Genomic DNA, 22,277 nt, shown 5'->3' with positions numbered 1-22,277 from the left:
CAAGTGCCTTCATGTCTATATCAATTTCTTGCGAGCCAAAATTGAAGTAGATCCCGCCCGACCGAACATTATTCGAACGGTGCATGCCAAGGGATATTGCTTTGACTCCGGATCCTAGAGTTCGTCAGGCCGTGAACGTGTTGAGAAGCGATCTCCTCGTCCTGAACGAGCTTGTTATGCGAAGCACCTAGCGCTCCTGACCCTCGCGGCTGCGGTGTTGGCGAAGCTTCGTTCCGAATGGGTCATAATAATATGCCTTGACAGGCATATACGGAGTGAGGTATATCAAACGAGTGGAATCTGCGTTTGAGATTATTGCGGAGCCGAACCGGCGCGCGATATTGGGGTTGCTCGTATCCTCACAGAAGACGGTTGGAGAGATCGAACGCCGGCTGCGCATGTCGCAGCCGACCGTCTCAAAGCACCTGCGCATATTGCGCGAGGCCGGTTTCGTGGAATCCACGATCGACGCACAGCGTCGTCTCTATCGGCTAAAGCCTGAACCGTTTGCGGAAATGGATGCTTGGCTGGCTCAGTTCCGTCGATTCTGGTCCGTTCACGTCGATGCTCTCGAACGCCACCTCAACCGCATGCATCCAGCAAAACCGACGAAGCGGAAGAAAAGGAGAAAATAGATGAGCACCAGTCAGCAGTATTCGCCGGGTCCCGCCAACATGGCGCGCGTTCAAAAGAACGGAGAAACCTGGACGCTGATTCTCGTGAAAGAACTCCGTCACTCGGCTGACAAAGTGTGGCAGGCGCTGACCGATCCCGTGGAGCTAAGCGAATGGGCGCCCTTCAAAGTCAGTGGAAATCTCAGCAAAGTTGGGAGTACGGTCCAGCTTACGTGGATCGGCGCGCCCAGCGAGATCGAAACGAAAGTGAAGCGAGCCGAGCCTCCAAAGTTGCTCGAATACAGCTGCGGCGATAACGACATGCGCTGGGAGCTGGAAGCCGTCAGCGGCGGCACGCGTCTGACGCTATGGAGCATAATCGATCGCAACTACATCTCGATGGGCGCAGCCGGTTGGCACATCGCCTTGGATGTTTTGGAACAGAAGTTGAACGGAACGCCGATTGGCCCGATCGCCGGTTCTGCAGCAATGCAATTCGAGGGGTGGCAGCGGCTGAACGCCGAGTACGCTCAGCAGTTCGGCATCGAACTCCCCAAATGGGGATGAGCTAGCGAGATTTCTTCTTTTTCGGAACCTTCGCGCCGCGTTTACGAGCTTCACTCAGTCCGATTGCAATCGCCTGTTTGCGGCTCGTTACTTTCTTCTTGGATCGGCCGGATTTCAGGGTTCCCGCTTTACGCTTGCGCATCGCGCGCGCGACTTTGCGTTGAGCTCCCTTTGAGTACTTACGCTTCGATTTCTTTCGGGCGGTTTTCTTCTTGCGGGTGGTCTTCTTACGTTCCATAGGAACCTTTTACCGCGAATTCGTTCGTTCCCACGCCGTTATCGACACGCCGAAGCGCTTGGATAGGCTGGTATGCGATCGAAATGGGTCGCGTTGGTGGGTTTGCTCATTTCTGGGTACTGTGTTCCACTCAGCGTCAAACGCACACATTCTGTGAAGCGAGGTCTTAGGGTGGACGTACTTAGCATCATCAAACAAGAACATCGGGAAGTCGGAGCCTTGATCGACGAGGCGAACAAGTGCGACGCCGGTGACGAGCGGCTTCGCGAACTCGCGAAAGAGATCGCGACGAAGCTATCGACACATCTCGCCATTGAAGAGCGGCTATTCTACGCGCAGCTCAAGGCGCGAGCCGACGACGAAGAAGAGAAGGTCGATGTCTTCGAGGCGTATACCGAACACGCGGCTGCAAAGAGTCTTATGCAGATGATAAGCAGTGGCCGCAAGCCGGACGAGCAGTTCAAGGCCGAAGTTCAGGTTCTCGGTGAAAACGTCAAGCATCACGTCGAAGAAGAAGAGTCGAAAGTCTTCGGCGTTGCGCGCGAGCTTCTGGAGAAGGAAGAACTCGACGAAATCGGCGAGGCGTGGGAAAAAGCCAAACAGCGTGCACAGCGGGGCGCTTCGGGCAACGGACGAGCCGCCGCTAGTAAAAAGCGATCGACCGGGCGGCCGGCACGCAAGACAGCTCGGTCGCGATGACGCCAAGTGCGTCCTGAAGGCTAGCTAGTCACGACGCTTTAACTGCGTTCGGACCATGATTTTCTTGGTCACGGCCGCGGTAGCTGTTGCTGTAGCACTCGCGGCCGCCGGCGTGCACTACGTCGTGCAACGCTGCATCGGTCCACGAATTCTCGTCGAGCAAAATAACGTTGCCGGCTTCATTTATTCGGCGATCGCCGTGACGTATGCGGTCGTGCTCGGATTCGTCGTGGTCGTCGTTTGGGAGAAGTACGGCGAAGTTCAAAACCACGTCGATGCCGAGGCTGCCGCCGTCTTCGACCTGTACCACACCGCTGAAGCCTTTCCGCAACCGCTGCGGCGTCGAATCCGTACGGACTTGCGCGGATACGTCGCCGATGTCGTCACCAGGGAATGGCCGGAAATGACCGACGGAACAGTGGCGCTCAGCGCCGTTTCCGACGTCGAGAACATCGCGCGCGAGATCGAAACCTTTACGCCGTCAAACCGTGGGCAACAGGATGCGCATCAGATTGCAATGCAGGAGCTGCTGCGCGCGTTCGATGCACGGCGGGAACGTGTTCTTGCGACCAGAGCATCGGTGCCGCCGATTCTCTGGTTCGGCTTGATTGCGGGCGCCTCGGCGACGCTATGTTTCACATTCTTCTTCGGTGTTCAGAATCGCGTCATGCAGCTCTTGATGACCGGAATTCTCGCCGCGCTCATCACGATCATGTTCGTCGTCATCAAGGAATTCGACACGCCTTTCCGCGGGCCGAATGCGATCACGCCGAACGTATGGCTATTCTACGAAAGCCGTATGAAAATATTGGAGAACGAAGCTTAGTTTTCCTGAACGAGATTGATGTTTCCGTCGCTCGTGTGAACGTCGAGGCTCCCGTTTCCGGCGCCGACGCGCACCGTCTGTGACGACGAATCGTCATCGTCGCCTTTTTTGCCGGCGGCGGTAGCGTTCAAGCCGGTCGCCGTGATTCTACCGTCGTCCGTATCGGCGTTGACGACGGTGTTTGTACCTGGCGCAAAACCAAGCGTCACGCGATCGCCGCCTTCGATGCTGCCGTCGTGGACTCGCAATCCCGTTCCCTCAATGCGATCGTCCCGAGCGCTCACCTCGAGATGTTGGGCGGCGACGGCATGCATGGTGACCGAACCCCTCGATGCGGTCAAGTGCAATGCCGGCCCATCATAGTCTTCGATTCTTATGAAGCCGTTGCCGAGACTCGAAAATGAGGCCTCGGCACGCAAACCGCTCGCTCTAATGTCGCCCGCGTGTACAACCGAAACGCTGGTTCCCTCCGGCACCACGACGGTCACCATGCGATTGTCGCCGGTTGTAATCCCGTGCTGGGACGGCGTCGTAATGCGGACCGTCTGCCTATCTTTGGTTGCCGAAATCGGCTCCTTTGAGCGGAAGATTCCGAAGTCGGGGCTTGGGCTGACACTAACGTCGATCTGGCCGGCTTTGCCGCTTTGGATCGTGAGGTCCGCATATCCGATATCAACGGTGAGCGATGGGTGCGGGCCTATATAGAAGAGCTGATGCGGACCGCCCTCGATGAGGTGCGATCCGTGCGTGAACTGCGCGAAGGCGGGCGGCGCGAAAGACGGCCCGATTTGGTCGCCTCGGACCGCGACGATGGCAGTGCCGACGATCGCCAGCTCGGCAATGACGATTGCGGCGAGGATCGAACCTCGTGAGATCACGCCTCATCTACGTTCGACGGGTCGCCGAGTTTCGCTACCGAATGAGCGCCCTGGGAATGCATTCGAAGTTTCTCGGCGCTCTCTTTATCGTCGTGGCGATGACCCTGTTCGGTGCTTGCGCAGGTGCGGCGCAACCGGCCAAGCCTCCGCGCCTTACAATCCTCGAGGACGGGGCTCGCATCACTGCCGTGAAGATCGAGACATACGGCATCGCCGAACCTGCCATCGTGCGGCGATATCTGTCCCTGCACGAGGGAGATCGGCTTCGGCAGAGCGCGGTCGATCAGGATTTCACAAATCTCACCAAGCTTGCCGGCGCAATCCCACGCCTCACGATACGGCAAGATCTCTCGACGCATGACGTTACGCTCGACTGGATCGTCATGTCGAAGCAGTTCGACGTGACGACACATCCGGTCTACGCGCAGCAACCGCTCGCGTTTCCGATCGAAGGCGTCGGCTTTGACGCCGGCACGAAGCCGCTCGACCGGCGCGGTTCGACGCTCTCCATGTACACCCAATTCGCGCTGCGCGCCGATTTGGCAGAGATCCTTTACACGATGCCCGTCGCGGTCGATGCGACAACCGGACGTGAACAAGACGTTCTCTTCGAGATGCTGGCTGCACGCGGCACGGTTCGCGCAAGTCAACCCGTGGCGCAAGACATTCACAGCTATTTCACCGGCGTCGGAGTGTCGTACCTCATACATGGCACTGACGGAACGCAATTCGAAATCGGCGTGCGCGAGCGTCACGCGACGAGCAACGTACCGACATATATTAATGCGCCCTCCGTCTACGACACGTACTATAACGCCGCGAAGGTCTCGCTCTTGGAAGCCGGTCTTTCCCATGCGTGCACGGGTCCGCCGACGCAATGGTACCCGCCCTTTTGCTCGTACCAATACAAGGTCGAATTTTTCGACGGCATCGGTGGGTTGGGCGCGACGAGCGAATATCAAACATACGTCGCGGACCTGGCGCATTACACGCGCGTCGGTAACTCGACGCTCGCGCTGCACGGTATGGTCTTGCAAACAGGTGGCGTTTTACCCACGAGCAGTCTCGTCTGCGGCGTCGGCATCCGCGGATATCCGAAGCCGTTTTGCGGCACCGATGCCCGCGTCTTGCAGGCCGAGTATCGTATCAACGATGCGCTACCCGGTCCATTCAAGCTCATCGCATTTGCCGAAGAAGCCGCGGCTCGCGTGCGCGGCGGAGAGCAGGCCTTTGCGCCGCCGGCATTTCAATGGCATGCCGACGCTGGTATCGGCGTGATGTACCACGGCGTCCGATTGAATCTTGCGCACGGCTCGGAGGGAAATCGCCTCACCTACGAGCTTCAGGGACAGCTATTCTAGTTAGGGAACAGGTCAAATATGACCGATCTTGGACTACAAAAACATCCCGACGCAATTGTAGCATCGCTCGGCTCGCTGTCCGGACTCGAGGTGGTCGACGTCGGCAGCGGTGAGGGTGGAAACGCACGTGTGTTGGCGGCACACGGTGCGCACGTCACAGGCGTTGACCCTTTCATCGACCCCGTCGATTGGACGGTCGAGGGACCGGGACGATATCGTCTCATAAAAGGCCCCGCCAATGCTTTGCCGCTCGACGATCATTCAGCCGATCTCGTGCTCTTCGTGTTCTCGCTGCATCACGTTCCGAATGAAAAGCTTTCGAAGGCGTTGGCCGAGGCGCATCGCGTGCTGAAACCGGCGGGGCGTCTATACGTTGCCGAACCGCTCGCCGAGGGACCGAATCATTATGTTTCCTCGGTGTTTCACGATGAAACCGTCGTGCGCGCTGCGGCTCGCTCGGCGCTCGACACATTCGCCGCGCCGCATTTCGGCGATCGTCGTCACCTCTCGTACTACGATCGCCGGCCATACGATAATTTTGATGCGTACGCGAAACGCATGATTGCCAACCGGCGGTTTAACGGCTACAGCGAGGAAGCAGTGCTTGCCCCGGAAGTTCGCAGGCGCTTCGACGAAGTGTTTGCGAGCGGCAAGCCTTTCGACCAGCCCGTGAGGATCGATCTCTTTTCTCAACCAAACTAGACTGTGACTCCCGGTTGAGCGAAGTTATCGTAATCGTAGCGATCGGCGCTGCGGTCGCGGGTTTTGTCCAGGGACTTACAGGCTTTGCATTCGGATTAACGGCGCTGGCGTTTTGGGCGTGGGTGCTCGATCCACGAATTGCGGGACCTTTGGTCGTGCTCGGGTCGCTGCTCGGAAACGTGTTCTCTTTACATCGCGCGCGCAGCGGTTTCGAAATGTCGCGAATAATGCCGTTGCTCGTCGGCGGCCTGATTGGCGTTCCAATCGGCGTGTCGCTGCTCGGACATCTCAATGCCGATGCATTCAAGCTCGGCGTCGGCATTCTGCTCGTCGTGTATTGTCCCGTCGTCTTGCTTTCGCACCGGGTTCCAGCTCTGGGCCGGCTTGGTCGAACCGCCGACGTCGGCGCGGGAGTCGCCAGCGGTGTGATGTCCGGCTTAAGCGGTCTCGGTGGTTCGGTGTCGACATTGTGGTGCACGTTACGTGGCTGGGATCGCGATGCGCTACGCGCGACGTTCCAGTCGTTCAACTTCATGGTGCAAATTGTGACACTTATCGCCTACGTCGTTTCGGGCGTGATCAATACCGAATTGTTGCGCGTCTTTGCGATCGCAGGACCGGTTTTGGTGATCCCGGCATTCATCGGTGGTCGGGTCTACGGACGTTTCAGCGACGTCTTGTTTCGTCGGCTGGTCCTTGGGCTGCTGACTGTCTCCGGCTTCGTCCTGATCTTGAACGTCGCCGTTCGGCGTTAGCGCTCGAGGTGTGCTAAAATTCTCGCCACCTGTGTTGCCAAGAAATCAACGTGATGGTCAGCCGGCTCCCCTCGGCCCGGACGATTATTACCTGGAAAACGGTTTAATGGTTCTTACCGAGCACTACCACCTCAAACGGGGCTGGTGCTGCGGTAATGCATGCCGGCACTGCCCATATAATCACGAGGCCGTTCCGACGGACACCAAAAGCGCGACAGCGCCCAAATAGGAGGTCATCCATGCGAAACATCGCTTGCACGGTCCTCATCGTCTTGCTTGCCTGTTGCGCATCCGCATACGGCCAGGTGCCGGCGAGCAATCCGTATCCGACGATGGCGCCCGTCTCGCAATATCTCATGCCCCGTGCCGCTGAAATTGAGATCGCGCGCAGCGCTGGACCGGCATCGATCTCCGCCCACGCCGAGGTGCTCGTACTCACCAAGAGCGGCTACGTGGTCGCCGCGAAGGGGAGCAACGGCTGGGTCTGCTTGGTCGGGCGTATGTGGACGGCGGGTTTCGATGATCCTGAATTTTGGAATCCGAAAGGGCGCGGAGCCGGCTGCCTCAACCCTCCGGCCGTGAAGAGCGTGCTGCCACAGTACCTCGCCCGGACGAAATGGGCGCTCGCCGGCGACACGCGCGAAGAGATTGCGAAGAAGTGTCAGGCCGCTTACGCCGATCATCAGTTCACCGACCCGGCTCCGGCGTCGTTCGCATTCATGTTGTCGAAACACAGCTATCTCAACGATGGAGTTAAGGGCCCATGGCGCCCTCACGTGATGCCGTTCGTCGCCCTCGACCAAGTGGCCACGTGGGCCGCAAGCTTCAAAGGATCGCCCATCCTCTCACCGGCGACGTCGACGTTTCGCCGGTACGAACCAGTGACGATCGTCATCCCGGTTGGTTTCTGGTCGGACGGTACGCCGGCTCCGAAGTAACTTCGGCGCTCAGGCGAATCCGGTCGTCTATGCGCCAGGCCGTTTCTCGCGAAACAATGGTCGATAGCAAAAACGCAGCGCCGCGAACGACGATCGTTTCGGTGGAAACTCGTGAGCGTTGAAATTTCCTGCATCGATTCGGAAGTTCGTCGTCATCTAAATTCATTCTTGAGCCTCAAGGATGTTCTGACGTTCGATTCGTACGCTGAGCAGAGTCGGCAGCTGCTTCCCAGCCGCCCACGTTTCTCTTTTGGCTGATCTCAAGGAGATGCTCGTGCGGTCTCACCTCAAGGCATTGCTGTGTGGTCTGATGCTATGTGTTTCGATGTCGGCGCCGGTGTGGGCGCAGACTGGTGCGTCGCAATCGACCGGCACCATCACTGGCAAAGTGCACGACGACGGCGGAAAGCCGGTCAGTAGTGCCAGAATCGTCTTCTCGGGACCGACAACGGCGCAAACGACGACGAAATCCGACGGCACATACAATGTCGTGCTCCCGCCGGGAATCTACAGCGTGACGATCTCGGCACCGGGCTTCCGATCGACGCAGCAGGACAGTGTCACGGTTTTGAGCGGTCAGAGTTCCACGCTTGCGACGACGCTGCTCCCGGCGTCGCTCACGACGATTGCTACCGTCTCGGTCGGCGGCTCGACCTCAGTCGCCGACTCTCCGGCCGCATTGACCCAGCTCACCGCGGCGACGATTCGTAGCCAAGGGCAGGATCAGATCGTCAACATCCTCGACCAGATCCCGGGCGTCGAGATCGCTCGCGTCGGCGGCGGTTCGAACGAGCCCGGCGCGAACACGTCGATCTCAATTCGCGGTGCCGAGCCGTACGAGTCGCAGGTGCTCATCGACGGCCATCCGGTCGATACGATCGGCAGCGGCGCCTTCGGCTTCAACGCCACTTTTACGAACGCGATTCTGCTCAGCGGTATCGAAGTCAGCAAAGGCCCCGGCAATATGCCGAATACGGTGGTTGACGCCGTCGGCGGCACGCTCAACCTCAAGACCGCACCGATCACTCCTACGCTGAGCACCGACTTGATGACCCAATACGACTCGTTCGGCGGCTGGACGTATGGTGTGCGGGTCTCCGATACGATCGGCAAGATCGGCCTGCTTGTCGCCGTCGCGCGCGAAACGACGCCGGGCTACATGGCACCGCAGAACATCTTCGGTTTTGGGCGCGCGAGTTTCTACTCTCCCTATACCTCGCCCACATACCCCCTCACGGGCAACAATCAAGTCTATTCGTCCGGAACGAGCTACACGGGTGTTCTGAACTACGCTTACGCCGCAACATCGGACTTCTCCAACGACGGTCAGCTTTTCAAGTTGGCTTACAACTTCTCGCCGGTTACGTCGCTCGAGTTGAGCAGTAACTCGACGCAGACGTGGCTGGACGAGACCGGCAATAACGTCGGCTACGTCTACGCGAAGATCGTTCCTTGCATCACCAACGGCCTCGCCGAGGGTTCGGCACCGGCGGGACCGACATGCGCGCCTGGGACCAACCCGTATGATGAGAATTACACAGCGACGCCGTATCTGGGACGTGTCGGCCAAACCGTCCCGATCAATCTCTACGCCGGCTACCCGAACACATACGAGATCGACAGGGAGCCGATCTTCACCGCGGCTCTGCGCACCGTCATCGGTCCCGGGACTTTCCTCGCACGTGCCTATGGCGGCAGCATCACACGCGATGTCATCCAGAACCCCGCTCCAGGCGCTATCGGCCCGTGTTACACGCCGGGTTGTCCCTGGGTCGGAAGCAGTCCCGCGCTCTCAACGGATGCTGGCAACAACTTTGCAGACGATAACGGTTACGCGGGCGAACCGTATTACGAGCTCACGACCGACACGCTGCATGGCGTCGACGCACAATACTCGCTTCCGCTCGGCAACCGCGGCTTCCTAACGCTCGGTTTCGATTCGCACAGCGACAGCTACAATTACACAGAGGCGTACTCCAGCGGCTGGTACTGGTATGGGAGTGGGACTCCGGCCGATCCGTATGGCGGATGCGGTTACCCCGGTCAAACCGCCGCACAGATATATTCGTGCGCGTACACGATTGGGTTCTACCCTAAACCGCAAATAACCGTGCGGAGCACCACGGAGAATCTGCGCGGTACCTACGAGATCGCGCCGAACCTGCAACTTGCTTTAGGCGGCTACATCTCGAATACGACGTACGTCGGTTCGCGCTTCGACCCACGCGGCGGTTTGACGTGGCGGCCGAATTCGAACGTCAGCGTACGCGCCTCTGCGGGCAGCGCATTCGTTACCCCGTACGAAGGCCTGATCAACACCACTACGTACCTCGGAAGCCATGGGACGCTGTACCCCGCGACACAATTCACAGCGGAGACCTCGACCGGGTACGATGTCGGCGCCGATTACAAGTACAGCCGCGACAGCATCATCTCAGCCGATCTCTACTCGACGACGATCTTCAATCGCTACGCGACCTACCAGTGTGTCACCGCCGCGTGCACCGGCATGTTCAATGGGAGTGCATACACCTCCGAGGTCATTCCCACCTCACAGGGGCAAACGGCTAACCGTGGTGCCGAGATCACCCTTCTCCACCAGCCGAAGTTCGGCTTTGGGTACCAGGCCGCGGTCGATTTGCTGCGCGACTACTCTTACGATCAGGCCCCGGTGACGTCGGGCGGCAGCCTCTTTCTCGGACCGTTGCCGGCCAACGGTGTGCAGATTCCAGGTTATCCGTACAATAAAATGCGCGGCAACGTCTGGTACACATTCCAGGATGGCAGGAGCATTCGCTTCGGCAGCACGACTTACGGAGCGAACAACTCGTACGGTCAACCCGGCTTCACGCTGTTCGACGGATCAATCAATCTGCCGGTGCACGGCGTCAACTTTTCCATCGGAGCGACGAACGTCTTTAATAAAGATAACGGCATGGCAGGCGGCTTGTACTTCGGCGGTTACACTTATCCGGGTCTCGGCGCTAGCGGCATCGGTCCGACGAACTATGAATGGGCCCAGCCGCGTACCGTCTACGTCCAAGTGAGTACAGCAGCGCACTAGACACGCCACTAGCATCCCAGCCTCATCTGCATGATCTTTTGGCTGCTTTGGGCCGAGGCCAGAGTCTAGTTAACTGCTAGCGATGCTGGCAACTCCGGCAAAACGTGCATCGCGCCGGATTCCCGACTCATAGGCGCCGTCGAACTTCGACGCATCCCCTCCGACCAACCTAAATGCGTCGAGTGTCAGCTCCGGGTCGCGACGCGCGAGGCTGGCCGTGTGAGCCGGCGAGGCCTATCGGTGAGAACGTGTAGCGCTTCGCGTTGCTCGAGGATAGGGCACAGCACGTCTGCCACGTCGAGGATGTGAGAGCGCAAACAAGCCAGAGCGGTTTCGACGTCCTTACGGCGGCAGGCGCGTAAGATGGCACGGTGCTCCCTCTGGCCCTGGTCGCGATAATTCGCAAGCGTAACGTGGGCACGCAGATAACGATCGACGTGCACGTGCATACGTTCGATCATGCCGAGCAACAGTGGGCGCTTCGAAGCGGAATAGAGTGTCGAGTGAAATTCCCAGTTGCGGTCGCCCCAAGTTTGTACGTAGTTTGTATCCTGGTCCGAAGCATCCAATATCTGTGCCGCGCGACTGAGAGTAACCCGACTGAGGTAGGGAATTGCGAGGCGCAGCGCGTGCGATTCGAGTAAGACGCGGTTTTCGCACAGTTCGCGAATTTCGGCTGCGCTTAAAGCCGACACGACGAAGCCGCGGTTGGGTAGAAAGCGGACGAGCCCCTCGCCTTCGAGCTGACGCAGCGCCTCGCGCACCGGGATAGTGCTGGTTCCGTAGCGTTCAGCTAGGTCGTCTTGACGCAATGGTTCGCCTTCGCGAAATGCGCCGCTCGCGATTGACCTTCGAATTGACGCAACCGGGCTTAGCGCGACCCTCCGAGTAGTAAGCTTCTTTGCCACAGGCCTACTATATGAAATCCTATAGGATCGCACAACCGCAAGCGCTAACCTCGTGGCCTAATGACCTGGCGCGGAGTAGCCTCCGAAGCACTGAGTAGGCTGGTGAGCAGCTTCGCAACCTGGCTTTCGATGCTCGCCAAGCTCTTTGATGACGCGGAGGCGTCATACATGGTAGTCATTGGCGCGTCGGCCCACGTTCTTCGTCGCGCGCCTCGCCACGCGGCGCTTTTTGGTCCCATGAACCCTATAGAAAATCCTATAGGATATGGTATAGCGCAGACGAAGCCACCCGGCGTGCGCATCAGTAACATTCAAGTCTATCGTGTCGACCTTCCGCTTAACGAAGGCGCCTATCGTTTCTCCGGCGGCCGCGTCGCGATGACGTTCGATTCTACCATCGTCCGGATCGATACCGACGCGGGCGTCTCGGGTTACGGCGAGTTCTGCCCGCTGCCGGCGTATCTACCGGCTTTTCCGGAGGGCGCGCGAGCCGCGATTGCGATATTGGCGCCGGCCCTGATCGGTGCAGATCCGCGAGAACTCGGCAACATCAATCGCCGCATGGACGAAGCACTTCGCGGCCACGGATATGCGAAGTCGGCCATCGACATCGCCTGCTGGGATATCCTCGGGAAGTCAACCGATCTGCCTATAGTCACGCTGCTCGGTGGCCGCTGCGGCGAGGATTATGCACTCTATCGAGCTATTTCGCAAGAGTCGCCGGAAGCGATGGTGCGCAGCGTCAAGTCGTACCGCAACGAAGGGTATCGCAAGTTCCAACTCAAGGTTGGCGGTGAGCCTGATCTCGACATTGAGCGAATCAGCGCTGTCGCGGTGGCACTCGCTCCCGGGGATGTGCTCGTCGCCGACGCCAACGGCGGTTGGACCCAGCATGAAGCAGTCCGCGTGGTCGACGCGGTTCGCGCACTCGATGTTTACATTGAACAGCCTTGCGCCACGTATGAAGAATGCCTTGCGGTACGCAGCAAGACGGACCGGCCCTTCATCCTCGATGAGGTTATCGACGGTATTGCTGCGCTTCTTCGTGCTCACGCAGACCACGCGATGGACGCGATCAACCTCAAGATATCTAAGGTCGGCGGACTCACGAAGGCGCGACAGATCCGCGATGTGTGCATCTCGCTCGGCATCGCGATGACGATCGAAGATCAGTGGGGCAGCGATATTATCACTGCCGCGATCGCACACCTCGCCCACAGCACGCCGTCGCGACTGCTGTTCTCATCGACCGACTTCAACAGCTACGTCACGCTACGGACGGCCGATGGCGCTCCCATTCGAAAAAACGGTCGTCTCGCTGCGTCAACCGCTCCGGGACTCGGCATAACGGTACTGGAGAGTATTGGAGAACCTATTTAGGTTCGAAACGACGGCCGCGGCGCGCACCCCAAAATTGATTGTCTTTAACAACGACTTGGCCGCTCTGCATGACCCAAGCGATTCCTTTTGGCAGTCGTACGGGATCCCGATAGTCGAGATCGTCCGAGATCGTTGCGGCATCAAACGCGACGAGATCGGCCAGCTTACTAGGTGCAATCTGCCCGACCTCGCCGAGATGGAACATCTCAGCCGGCAGGCTGGTCATTTTGCGTACTCCCTCCTCCAACGTAAGGACAGCCTTGTCGCGGACATAACGCGAAAGGACACGCGGAAAAGTACCAAACGTTCGCGGATGCGACTTTCCGATGGTTCCCGGAAACGCTCCATCGGACCCAAATGCGGTGCGTTTATTGCGCATTACGCGTTCGATGTCGTTCTCATCAATGAAGAACACGATCATCTGCGGCGAAAGATCTTCTGTAACCAAAATATGGATGAGTGTATCGAAGTTAGACCTACCCAAACTGCGAGCTGCCTCGACTAACGTTTGTCCCTCGAATTTCCTGCTGTTGGTCAAAGATATCAGCACGGATTCATAGCCCGACTCGAATAGTGTATTTTGAAAACCGCTTGTCGGCGATTCGTCAAGACGCTTTTGAATACGCTGCAACTCGGACCGATCGGTTAAACGCGACAGCAGCATCTTTTTGCCGCCTTCGTGAAACTCGGGCGGTATTAGCGCGGATAGAAACGTTGAGCCGGCCGTGTACGGATACATGTCTTGATAGACGTCGACGCCACGATCTCGAGCGTCTTGTATGAGCTGTAATGAGCGCTCCGTCGCGCCCCAGTTCCGCTTGCCTGTCGCCTTGTGGTGAGAGAGAACGAGGCGCCTCGCTGAGGACTCTCCAATCTGCAATGCTTCGGCGACGGCTTCCAAAAGAGTTGAACCTTCGCCTCGAATATGCGACGCATAAATCGAATGCGGTCGAAGACGTTTTGCGAGGTTCACGATCTCGTCCGTTTTCGAGAAGACTCCTGGAGGATAGACGAGGCCGGTCGACATGCCGAATGCGCCCGCATCGAGCGCTGCTTCCAAAAGCACTTCCATCCGGATTTGCTCTTGTCGAGTCGGCTCCCGGTTGTCCATACCCATCGCTGCCAGCCGTATCGCACCGTGTCCAACGAGCGGGACATAGTTGGACATGTAGCCGAGCTTATCGGTCTCTGCAAGTAGCTCCGCAAACGAAGAACCCGCAAAACTGTGCGGCCATGCGGAAACCATGTTCTGATGCTCTTCACGCCATTCAAACGAAACCGGCGCGAGACTGAAACCGCAATTGCCGACAACTTCTGTCGTGACGCCTTGGAGAATCTTCATCGTGTCGTTCTCATGAACGAACGGAGCATTATCGGCATGAGAGTGGGTGTCGATGAAGCCTGGAGTTATAGTTAGCCCCGCAGCATCAATGACGTCGTAGCCTCTATGGCTGTCCGAATGGGGGCGAAGATCATCAATGCGCGCGTCTCGGATATAGACGTCGCAGTCCTGCGCGGCGCCACCCAGTCCATCGAGCACTTTCCCGCCGGCGATTACTGTCGTGGAGCGGCTCGTCATGCGTCCAGCAGCGTTACGCCGCTTAGTCCACGCGTCGTGGCGAGCACGCGCTCCATCAGCAGATTCGCAAGCATCCAATCCTGTGCGGCGATGCCGACAGATTTAAATATCGTGATCGCATCCCGAGGCGGAACACAGGATTCTTTTATCAGCGTCCCGAGCTCGACCGGACGGTCTTTGGTGAGATAGCCCTTCTCGATCGCGGCGATCAGATCACCCGCTTCGATTGATGATGCGTGAAGCTGATCGACCGCGATGATAGCTGCCTTTCCGAAGATCTCCGCCGGCAGCTCTTGCATTTCTCTTGCGTACGATCCAACGCCGATAATGTGGGTCCCGAGTTTCACGTGGGAGGCGTCAAAGACCGGTTCGAGAGATGTTGTCGCGCACGCGATAATGTCCGCATCGTTGACTGCGCTCGAGAGGTCGGTCGTCGCGTCAAATCTGATCGCGGGCATCTCTATGGCCATCTGATCCGCCAGCTGAGAGCTACTGTTGTTCGAGCGGCTCACAACATGCACCGTTCTAATGTCGCGTACGGTGCAGATCGCCCGAATCTGATCTGGTGCCTGCCGTCCTGCGCCGATCATCGTAAGGGACGTCGCATCGCGGCGCGCCAATACGTCCGCTGCAACGCCCGAGGCGGCACCGGTTCGGATCGCCGTGAGCGTGCTTCCCTCGATGAGCGCTTCCAGTTCTCCGGTGTTGCCGTTGAGCCATAACACGGTCGAATGGATCGTGGGAAGCGAACTCGTCCGGTTGTGCGGATAGACGGAAACGATTTTGACAACGGTATCCGTCGCGGGCGCGACGCGCGCGACCATTGCCAGCACGCTGCCATCGTCTGTGCTGAGCCGCTGAGGTTGTTGTAAACGCCGTTCGGAAGCCGCGATAAAGGCTTCTCTCGTGACTCTGATGGCATCGCCGATTGGAACGAGGCGTCGAACCTGTTCGGCAGTTACAATGTACAATCGACGGTCAGCGTCGCGGCGCGAGCGTCGTTTTTACAGTTTTTACAGACTCAGGCTTCCCGGCCCAAATGCCTCGCGTATGCTTCAGATGGTGCATCAGCGTCTCTGATGCGGCGTCACCGTCGCCTTCCTCAAGAGCATTGAGAAGCTCGAGGTGCTCGCGCGCGGACGGCACGAGATTGCCAACTTCCGCAAGCTTGGGCAATCCCCACAACCTTGTCTGATCGCGTAAACGCGCGACGATCGTGCATAAACGATGATTGCCGCTGAGTTCCAGGAGGCTGAGATGGAACCGGCGATCCGACTCCAGGAAGTGTGGCAGATCGCCGTCAGCAGCGTACCGTTGACCTTCCTTGATCAGCGCCTTCAGAGACTTTGCGCTCTCGCCGAGGCCTTTTTGCGCGATCTTGCGGACAGCGGGAACCTCGAGCAACGTTCTGAGCTCGAAGATCTCATCAAGGTCGTGCTCGGTCAGCGTCAACACACGAAAGCCCCGGTTTTTTACCGGCTCGACGAGACCTTCGTTGGCCAAATCAAAGAGCGCCTCACGGATTGGAGTCGCCGAGACCTTGAGCTTCACGGCAAAATCCGCAACGGTATAAAGCTTCCCGGGCTCGAGATCGCCCGTCAAAAGCCACGCGCGAATCATTGAAGCCGCTTGGATCCGCAGATTTCCAAGACCGTCGGCGGCATTCAACATCAAATGTACCTCATCTCCGTGGTGCCCTTGGCCACTCGTCGATAGCGTATTGACGTTATGTTACATATAACATATTATGCATAAGCATAACGTTACATAAAACTCTCGTCAAGCATGGATAAGTCCGGTTTCCCGCGGCGGAAGCCGATTCCAAACCAAACGTCCCTTTAACGGGGGGAGCTATTTTTCTATGCGCTCTCATTATTGCTACCCTCGGACGACGAAGCGATCTTTCTGGTTGCAGGCGCTGCTCGTGGTAATTGTCCTTGTGACCTTCGCTCGCCCGGTAGATGCGCAGCCGGTTACCGGTGCCATATCCGGCACTGTTAGCGCCGGCGATGGCCGGCCGATGTCGGGCGTGCATTTGCTGTTACGCGGGCCGGTTACCCAGACGACGTCCTCCGATAGCGCCGGGCATTTTCAGTTCATCAACTTGCCGCAGGGCATCTTTTCTGTCGAAGCGTCTCAGCCAGGCTACACGTCGGTAACACAAGAGGACATCGCTGTAGTCTCGGGAGCTAGCGTCTCACTGACGGTTTCGCTAACCGCCGCGTCGTTCTCGTCGTTGCGTGAAATTGGGCACGTTACCGTCAGCGCAAGCGCTATTCAGCTGAACACGTCACCGGCGGCTGTCGACGTGATCTCGAGCCAAACGTTCATCGATCAGGGCCAAATGCAAGTGATGAACGTCTTAAACGAGACGCCCGGCGTCGTTACAACCACGTGCGGTTTTTGTCAGGCGAATTCAAACAATGCGGTAATGGGTGTGCAAAGCGCGGTGCAGATTCGTGGGGCTCTGCCGTACGAAACCGAGACGCTGCTGGATGGTCACCCTGTTAACGTTGGTTCCTCAGGATACTATACGCCGAACTTTATCAATCCGTACTTCTTGCAAGATGTCGAGGTGATCAAGGGCCCGGGCGCACTTGCTCCGGAGATCAATTACGCGATTGGCGGTAGCGTAAACTATCGGACAATCGATCCGACGAAGCTTGCGCAGTTCGGGCTTGATATCGGCTCCGATCGGTATGGCGGAGTGACGTCAAATTACCGTGCGACAGGAACGACGCTCGGCGGCAAGCTCGGTTACGCCTTCGACTATGTCACGGGCGGCAGTCCCGGACCCGTGCAAGGCCAGAAGTGGGCAGGGACAACCGATATTCTTTCGGCGCCCACCATTAATGGGCAAACAATTTGCGGCAATGCTCCGGCTGGTGCGAATTGTCCCTACACATTTGGCGCGGGGAATCCCAACGTACAGAGCAGTTACATGGGTGCGTTCCCACTCGAGTTCTGCTGCACCGGGGTCCCAAGCACGTTCAGCGAGCGTGCCGAGCTGGCGAAACTCAAATTCAATTTCTCGACGTCGACCTCGCTGACGGCGAGTTACTTAGGGGCACAGGCGCTTTGGAATGCAGCTTCGACAGAGATCGACGCGACGAGTTTTTTCGATCCACCGGCCGGCTATGTGCCTTCGGGAAATCAACCCGTCGCCGGCAGCCTCATTCCCTACAATGACTACACGTACTATCCGGTCTGGCAGACGTCAAATCAAGGACTGTTTCAGTCTGAGCTGCGCACGACAATTGGTAACGCGACGTTGCTTGCGCGTTTCTATAGCGGCGCATCGAACGGCCTGAATTACAATTATCCGTTTGGCACGACGTTCACGTTTAACGCTCTCGCAAATGGCGGGATTTATCTCGGTAATAACACCACGCCGACGATCTTCAACAACACACCGGTGACCGTTTCTCAAACAGATACGGCCTTTTATAACCTAACTTCCGATCACTTCCGCGGGGAATCTATTGAGCTCAACCTGCCGGGCGGGGAGAATCTCTATACGGTTTCATACGACCGAAATACATACGACTCGTACGCTTTTGGAGCGGGACAGGCGAATTCATTTTTTGATAACCCTCCAGCCGTCACGATAGCCCCCGGCTCAAGCGAACTTTTTCAGACAATCTTGGCTCGGGGAATCTTTCAATTGAGTCCGACGCTGCAGGGCGTACTCAGCAACTACTTCATCGACTATACCGTGCATTATTCACCTGACGGTGGCACCAGCTTTTCAGATTCGACGCACACGTTCTTTGGACCGCGTATCGCGTTTACATGGCGTCCGAATTTCAACACTTCATGGCGAGCGTCGGCCGGCTCGTCGATAGCACCGCCTTACATTTCGTTACTCAGCATTCCGAGCGGACCACCGGTGGGCGATAACTACGGTGCGGCGACGTTGTATACGCAACAAGTCAGTTCCGGCCAGCTCGCACCGGAAACCGCTTTTGGCTGGGATATTGGAGTCGATCAACGGTTACCCAACCTTGGTGGCACGGTCATATCATCCGATCTCTATCAATCGGTCCTTCGCAATCAGTTCTTGTCGGCGACGACAGCGAACGGAAGCTACACAGCAACGTCAGGCGCAAATGCGGGCATTACGGCTCCGTTGTATGACACGCAAACAGCGAACTTAGGTCACTCGCAGTACGCGGGAATCGAATTCTCCGCGCGGCGTGCGGTTCCAAAAGGTGTTGGTTTCACAGCGAATTTCTCGCTTATTCGCGCCTATCCGTACGACTTGCCGGCCGGTTTCTATAATACGAGCGCCGGACCCAATACCACGAACTTGGGCATCCTACCGTACGTCAATTTCCAGACCAGCGGTAACGGCTACAACGGCATGTCCTACGGCAGGGTCCCTTACGCGCAGGGATATGGAGAGGTCAACTACACGTTCTCGAACGCAGTTCACCTCGCAGTCGGCATGACTTATTATGGGAACAATAACCAGTACAACGAACCGGCCTTCGAAGTCGTGAGCGCCAGCTTTCGGTATCCGATCGGGCAACGTTCCTCACTCGTCCTCTCGGCATATAACTTGACGGGCGCCTATAGTACGATCACGCCGAATATTTTCGCGGGGATTCCGGTACCGCTCGTCAATGGTCTTCAAGGGGCGACGCAAGCCGGGAATATTGGACCGACGAACGTTCGCCTCGACTACCATTTGAAAGTTGGTCAGTAAAAGATTCACGGATGCACGTCGTAGTCGTTGGCGGGGGAGCCATCGGCATGTCGATCGCGTATTCCCTTAGTAGGCGTGGTGCGGAGGTGACCGTTCTTGACGCGAATGAGATCGGCCACGGAGCGTCATTCGGAAATGCGGGCCTCGTCGTCCCAAGCTACGGGTTGCCGCTTGCAAACTTTGCGAACGCAATGGAAGGCCTCCGTTCTCTTTTGCGCCTGCACTCGCAGATCGATGTGCGGCTGCCGCTCGACAGCAGCTCGTTGGGGTGGATCGTCAGGTTTCTTCTCTCAACGCGAAAGACGATCGTCGACAGAGGGCTCGCGATCCTGGCGGGTTTCTCGCAACGAAGTCTCGCTCTCTACGATGAGCTTCTTGCCGATGCGCCGGCGGACGTCGATTTCGCGAAGTTTGGGACCATGTACGCGTCTCTCAGCAGTCGATCGCAGAATCGGATGGTATCGCTCGCAGGCCGCCTCAAGCGGGTCGGGGTCTCTTCAGTCGTTTTCAATGGAAACGAAGCTCGCGCCCACGAGCCAACACTTTCAAGTAACGTGGTCGGAGCCGTCTGGTATCCCGATGATCGACGTCTGCAACCCTTGAATTTTGTGCGAATGCTGGCCGAGCGTGCCGTCAAGCACGGCACTGAGGTCATAAAGACGCGAGCAGTCGGGATTGCGCTCGAAGAAAAGCGGGCCCGAGGGGTTCAAACGGAGGCGAGGTTGATTGAGGCGGATCGCGTCGTCATCGCAGCCGGATGTTGGAGCACATTCGTTGCCCGAAGTGTTGGCTTAGATATTCCGATGCAGCCCGCTAAGGGCTACAGTTTCGACATCCGACTAGAACGGAATCCACGCACTGCGTTGCTGTTCTGTGAGGAACACGTGTCACTGACTCCACTCAATGATGTAACTCGTGCTACCACAGGCCACGACTTTCACGGATATGACCCGAGTATCGATCCTCGGCGGCTCGATAAGATACATAAAGCCTGTAAATTATATCTCGAGGGCCCTTCGATTATCCACGAAGGTGAACCGTGGTCGGGTTTCCGACCCCTCACACCCGATGGACTGCCGATCATTGGATCGTCAAGCCGGATCGAGAACCTGGCTTTCGCAACGGGACATGCAGGTTTGGGAATCACTCTTGCACCGGCAACGGGTGAAGCAATTGCCGGCGACCTTTTGGACGGTGTCGCTGAGCTACCGAATGAAATGCTTCCGGGGCGATTCGGCCTGTGAGCTTCGCGGTCAAGTGGAATTCTCGCATTCCGATACGCGACGGCGCGTTGCTTTCTGCATCTATCTATCATCCTGCAGATATGGGCGTCCATCCGACGATCGTCGTTATGACACCTTACGGTGTCGATCGTACGCACGCAAAGAGTCGCTACTTTGCCGAGCACGGGCTAAATGTTGTCGTTGTCGACGTCCGAGGACGCGGAGAATCTGACGGAGTCTTTGAGCCGCATGTCCATGAACGGCACGACAGTAGTGATGTTATCGAGTGGAGCGCAAACCAATCGTGGTGCGACGGGAACGTCGCAATGTGGGGAGGTTCCTACCTCGGCATGGCTCAGTGGCTTGCTGCAGCTGAACGTCCCAGTCATCTCCGGACGATTGCTCCGTGCGTGCCGTCCATGGCGGGCATTGACCATCCTGCTGTCGGCGGAAGCTTCACACCGTTCTACGTCCAGTGGTTGGCATTAACGGGAGGACGTTCGCCTCAATTCAACGCGATCGACGATCAAGATTATTGGCTGGACGTCTATAGGCGCTTGTATCTCGAACACCGACCCTTCGGCGAACTCGCAAACCTATCCGGGAATCAGTCTCGGATCTTTGATACGTGGATTGCGCATCAGACCATGGACGCATACTGGGATCTGCAGGTTCCGTCGACAGCCGAATTTGAGGCAATCACAATGCCGGTCTTGACGATCGGCGGCTTATACGACGATGCCTTGGTTGCAACCGTGGAGTATTACACGCGACATAACGCCGCTGCGGGCGGCGTAGCACCCGCTCACCATCTCCTCCTCGGTCCGTGGGATCACGCCGGCGCTCAAAACCCGCGGCCCGAAGTAGGCGGTCTGAAATTTGCGAAGGCGTTGCTCGATCTCAATGCTTTGCACGTGGCCTGGTATCAATGGATCATGCAAGGACGCGAAAAGCCGTCACTTATGGAGCATCGCGTCGTTTATTACGTGACCGGCGAGGAGTCATGGCGTACCGCGGATCGAATCGAAGATGTCACCCAATCGCGAAAGACCCTATTCTTACATTCTCGGAATGGTCAGGCAAATGACGTTTTCTATTCCGGGCGCCTCGACGAAACCGATTCCGCATCGCCGGCGGCGACCTATCAAAACGACCCGTTAGACACGCGTCCTGCCGACCTTATCGGACCAATTGATTTAGTTACACCGATAACATTGTTCGATCAAACACTCGCGCTGAACACCTTTGGAAATGGGTTGATATACCACACCGACCCACTGCCGGAGGCGATGTTCTTAGCCGGCTTTATCGAGATCCATCTCTGGATTGCGCTCGACGTGCCGGACGCCGATTTTCGCGTCTCGCTGTATCAAATTCTTCCGACCGGTGAAAGCCTAATTCTTGGGGAGACATTGCTTCGCGCACGCTATCGCCGGTCGTTCAGAGAGGCCGAGTTTCCGGAACCCGGCGTACCGATCGAGTACGTGTTCGACCGGCTGGCATTTCAGTCACGGCTCATTGCGCGGTATAGCCGTTTCCGCTTCGTCGTCTCAAGCCCGAACACGCCTTACAATCAAAAAAATTATAACTCAGGCGGTGACGTCATGTGGGAGACTGCGGCCGATGCGCGTGTCGCGAATGTGACCGTGTTTCACAAGCCGCCACATGCAAGCTACATTCTTCTGCCTGTTGGAAACCCAAACACTACGGTAATCTCGGATGACGTCTTGCGCGAATGGATGCAGTAATTCGCCGCATCCTCGCGCTGGTGGCGCTCATCCTGTGCAGCCTGCAGTGCGGTTGTTCCCGACCGGCATCTAAAGACGGAACGCTGACC

The 22,277-nt window shown here is 57.6% G+C and carries 18 protein-coding genes; 13 read left to right on the top strand and 5 right to left on the bottom strand.

Going from position 1 to position 22,277, the window contains the following annotated elements:
- The first annotated feature begins 293 nt into the window (after positions 1 to 293).
- The 4 genes from VGG22_08100 (at position 294) to VGG22_08085 (ending at position 2,944) form a co-directional block, all read left to right on the top strand.
- Entirely contained in the window at positions 294 to 635 is a 342-nt protein-coding gene (locus VGG22_08100) for a metalloregulator ArsR/SmtB family transcription factor (GenBank protein ID HEY1728317.1), read from the top strand.
- Positions 636 to 1,181 (top strand): SRPBCC family protein, encoded by a 546-nt coding sequence (locus VGG22_08095; protein HEY1728316.1) that lies wholly within the window; start codon positions 636 to 638, stop codon positions 1,179 to 1,181. It abuts the gene before it with no gap.
- 409 nt (positions 1,182 to 1,590) lie between these two features.
- Positions 1,591 to 2,118, top strand: coding sequence for a hemerythrin domain-containing protein (locus VGG22_08090; protein ID HEY1728315.1), 528 nt, complete (start codon positions 1,591 to 1,593; stop codon positions 2,116 to 2,118).
- Between the two features lie 55 nt (positions 2,119 to 2,173).
- Positions 2,174 to 2,944 carry a DUF4239 domain-containing protein gene (locus VGG22_08085; protein ID HEY1728314.1) on the top strand — a complete coding sequence of 257 codons (771 nt, stop codon included), beginning with the start codon at positions 2,174 to 2,176 and terminating at the stop codon, positions 2,942 to 2,944.
- On the opposite strand, the gene VGG22_08080 is transcribed toward VGG22_08085, so the two are convergent.
- Entirely contained in the window at positions 2,941 to 3,822 is an 882-nt protein-coding gene (locus tag VGG22_08080) for a DUF4097 family beta strand repeat-containing protein (protein HEY1728313.1), read from the bottom strand. The two genes, VGG22_08085 and VGG22_08080, sit on opposite strands and share 4 nt — an antisense overlap.
- Here VGG22_08080 and VGG22_08075 point away from each other — a divergent pair.
- The 5 genes from VGG22_08075 (at position 3,813) to VGG22_08055 (ending at position 10,642) form a co-directional block, all read left to right on the top strand.
- Positions 3,813 to 5,183, top strand: a complete 1,371-nt coding sequence (locus VGG22_08075; GenBank protein HEY1728312.1) for a hypothetical protein — start codon at positions 3,813 to 3,815, stop codon at positions 5,181 to 5,183. The genes VGG22_08080 and VGG22_08075 overlap by 10 nt on opposite strands.
- An 18-nt stretch (positions 5,184 to 5,201) precedes the next feature.
- Positions 5,202 to 5,885, top strand: coding sequence for a class I SAM-dependent methyltransferase (locus tag VGG22_08070; protein ID HEY1728311.1), 684 nt, complete (start codon positions 5,202 to 5,204; stop codon positions 5,883 to 5,885).
- 14 nt (positions 5,886 to 5,899) lie between these two features.
- Entirely contained in the window at positions 5,900 to 6,640 is a 741-nt protein-coding gene (locus VGG22_08065; GenBank protein HEY1728310.1) for a sulfite exporter TauE/SafE family protein, read from the top strand.
- A gap of 239 nt (positions 6,641 to 6,879) precedes the next feature.
- Complete coding sequence (locus tag VGG22_08060) at positions 6,880 to 7,578, top strand: hypothetical protein (protein ID HEY1728309.1); 699 nt, start codon at positions 6,880 to 6,882, stop codon at positions 7,576 to 7,578.
- 250 nt (positions 7,579 to 7,828) lie between these two features.
- The gene (locus VGG22_08055) at positions 7,829 to 10,642 is read left to right on the top strand and encodes a TonB-dependent receptor (GenBank protein HEY1728308.1); all 2,814 of its coding nucleotides are present in this window, start codon (positions 7,829 to 7,831) and stop codon (positions 10,640 to 10,642) included.
- A gap of 185 nt (positions 10,643 to 10,827) precedes the next feature.
- On the opposite strand, the gene VGG22_08050 is transcribed toward VGG22_08055, so the two are convergent.
- The gene (locus tag VGG22_08050; protein ID HEY1728307.1) at positions 10,828 to 11,550 is read right to left on the bottom strand and encodes a GntR family transcriptional regulator; all 723 of its coding nucleotides are present in this window, start codon (positions 11,548 to 11,550) and stop codon (positions 10,828 to 10,830) included.
- 294 nt (positions 11,551 to 11,844) lie between these two features.
- Between VGG22_08050 and VGG22_08045 the strand changes: the two genes are divergently transcribed.
- Positions 11,845 to 12,930: a cis-3-hydroxy-L-proline dehydratase gene (locus VGG22_08045; protein HEY1728306.1), complete on the top strand. Its 1,086-nt coding sequence runs from the start codon at positions 11,845 to 11,847 to the stop codon at positions 12,928 to 12,930.
- On the opposite strand, the gene VGG22_08040 is transcribed toward VGG22_08045, so the two are convergent.
- From VGG22_08040 to VGG22_08030, 3 genes are read right to left on the bottom strand one after another with little or no spacing between them, the layout of a single operon-like run.
- Positions 12,923 to 14,470 carry a D-aminoacylase gene (locus VGG22_08040; GenBank protein ID HEY1728305.1) on the bottom strand — a complete coding sequence of 516 codons (1,548 nt, stop codon included), beginning with the start codon at positions 14,468 to 14,470 and terminating at the stop codon, positions 12,923 to 12,925. The genes VGG22_08045 and VGG22_08040 overlap by 8 nt on opposite strands.
- Positions 14,471 to 14,505: 35 nt before the next feature.
- Positions 14,506 to 15,480, bottom strand: coding sequence for a hypothetical protein (locus VGG22_08035; protein ID HEY1728304.1), 975 nt, complete (start codon positions 15,478 to 15,480; stop codon positions 14,506 to 14,508).
- Between the two features lie 7 nt (positions 15,481 to 15,487).
- Positions 15,488 to 16,180, bottom strand: coding sequence for a GntR family transcriptional regulator (locus tag VGG22_08030; protein HEY1728303.1), 693 nt, complete (start codon positions 16,178 to 16,180; stop codon positions 15,488 to 15,490).
- Positions 16,181 to 16,448: 268 nt separating this feature from the next.
- On the opposite strand from VGG22_08030, the gene VGG22_08025 reads away from it, so the two are divergent.
- The 3 genes from VGG22_08025 to VGG22_08015 are packed head-to-tail and all read left to right on the top strand — an operon-like array spanning position 16,449 to position 22,188.
- Complete coding sequence (locus tag VGG22_08025) at positions 16,449 to 19,217, top strand: TonB-dependent receptor (GenBank protein HEY1728302.1); 2,769 nt, start codon at positions 16,449 to 16,451, stop codon at positions 19,215 to 19,217.
- An 11-nt stretch (positions 19,218 to 19,228) separates the two neighbouring features.
- The gene (locus tag VGG22_08020; protein ID HEY1728301.1) at positions 19,229 to 20,461 is read left to right on the top strand and encodes an FAD-dependent oxidoreductase; all 1,233 of its coding nucleotides are present in this window, start codon (positions 19,229 to 19,231) and stop codon (positions 20,459 to 20,461) included.
- Positions 20,458 to 22,188: a CocE/NonD family hydrolase gene (locus VGG22_08015; protein HEY1728300.1), complete on the top strand. Its 1,731-nt coding sequence runs from the start codon at positions 20,458 to 20,460 to the stop codon at positions 22,186 to 22,188. The genes VGG22_08020 and VGG22_08015 overlap by 4 nt, the downstream gene beginning before the upstream one ends.
- Positions 22,189 to 22,277: the final 89 nt, after the last annotated feature.

The organism is Candidatus Baltobacteraceae bacterium (assembly GCA_036489885.1).
Classification (GTDB): domain Bacteria; phylum Vulcanimicrobiota; class Vulcanimicrobiia; order Vulcanimicrobiales; family Vulcanimicrobiaceae; genus JAFAMS01.
Note: the sequence above shows the minus strand (reverse complement) of the source record. Positions and strands in the feature narration are given on the sequence as shown.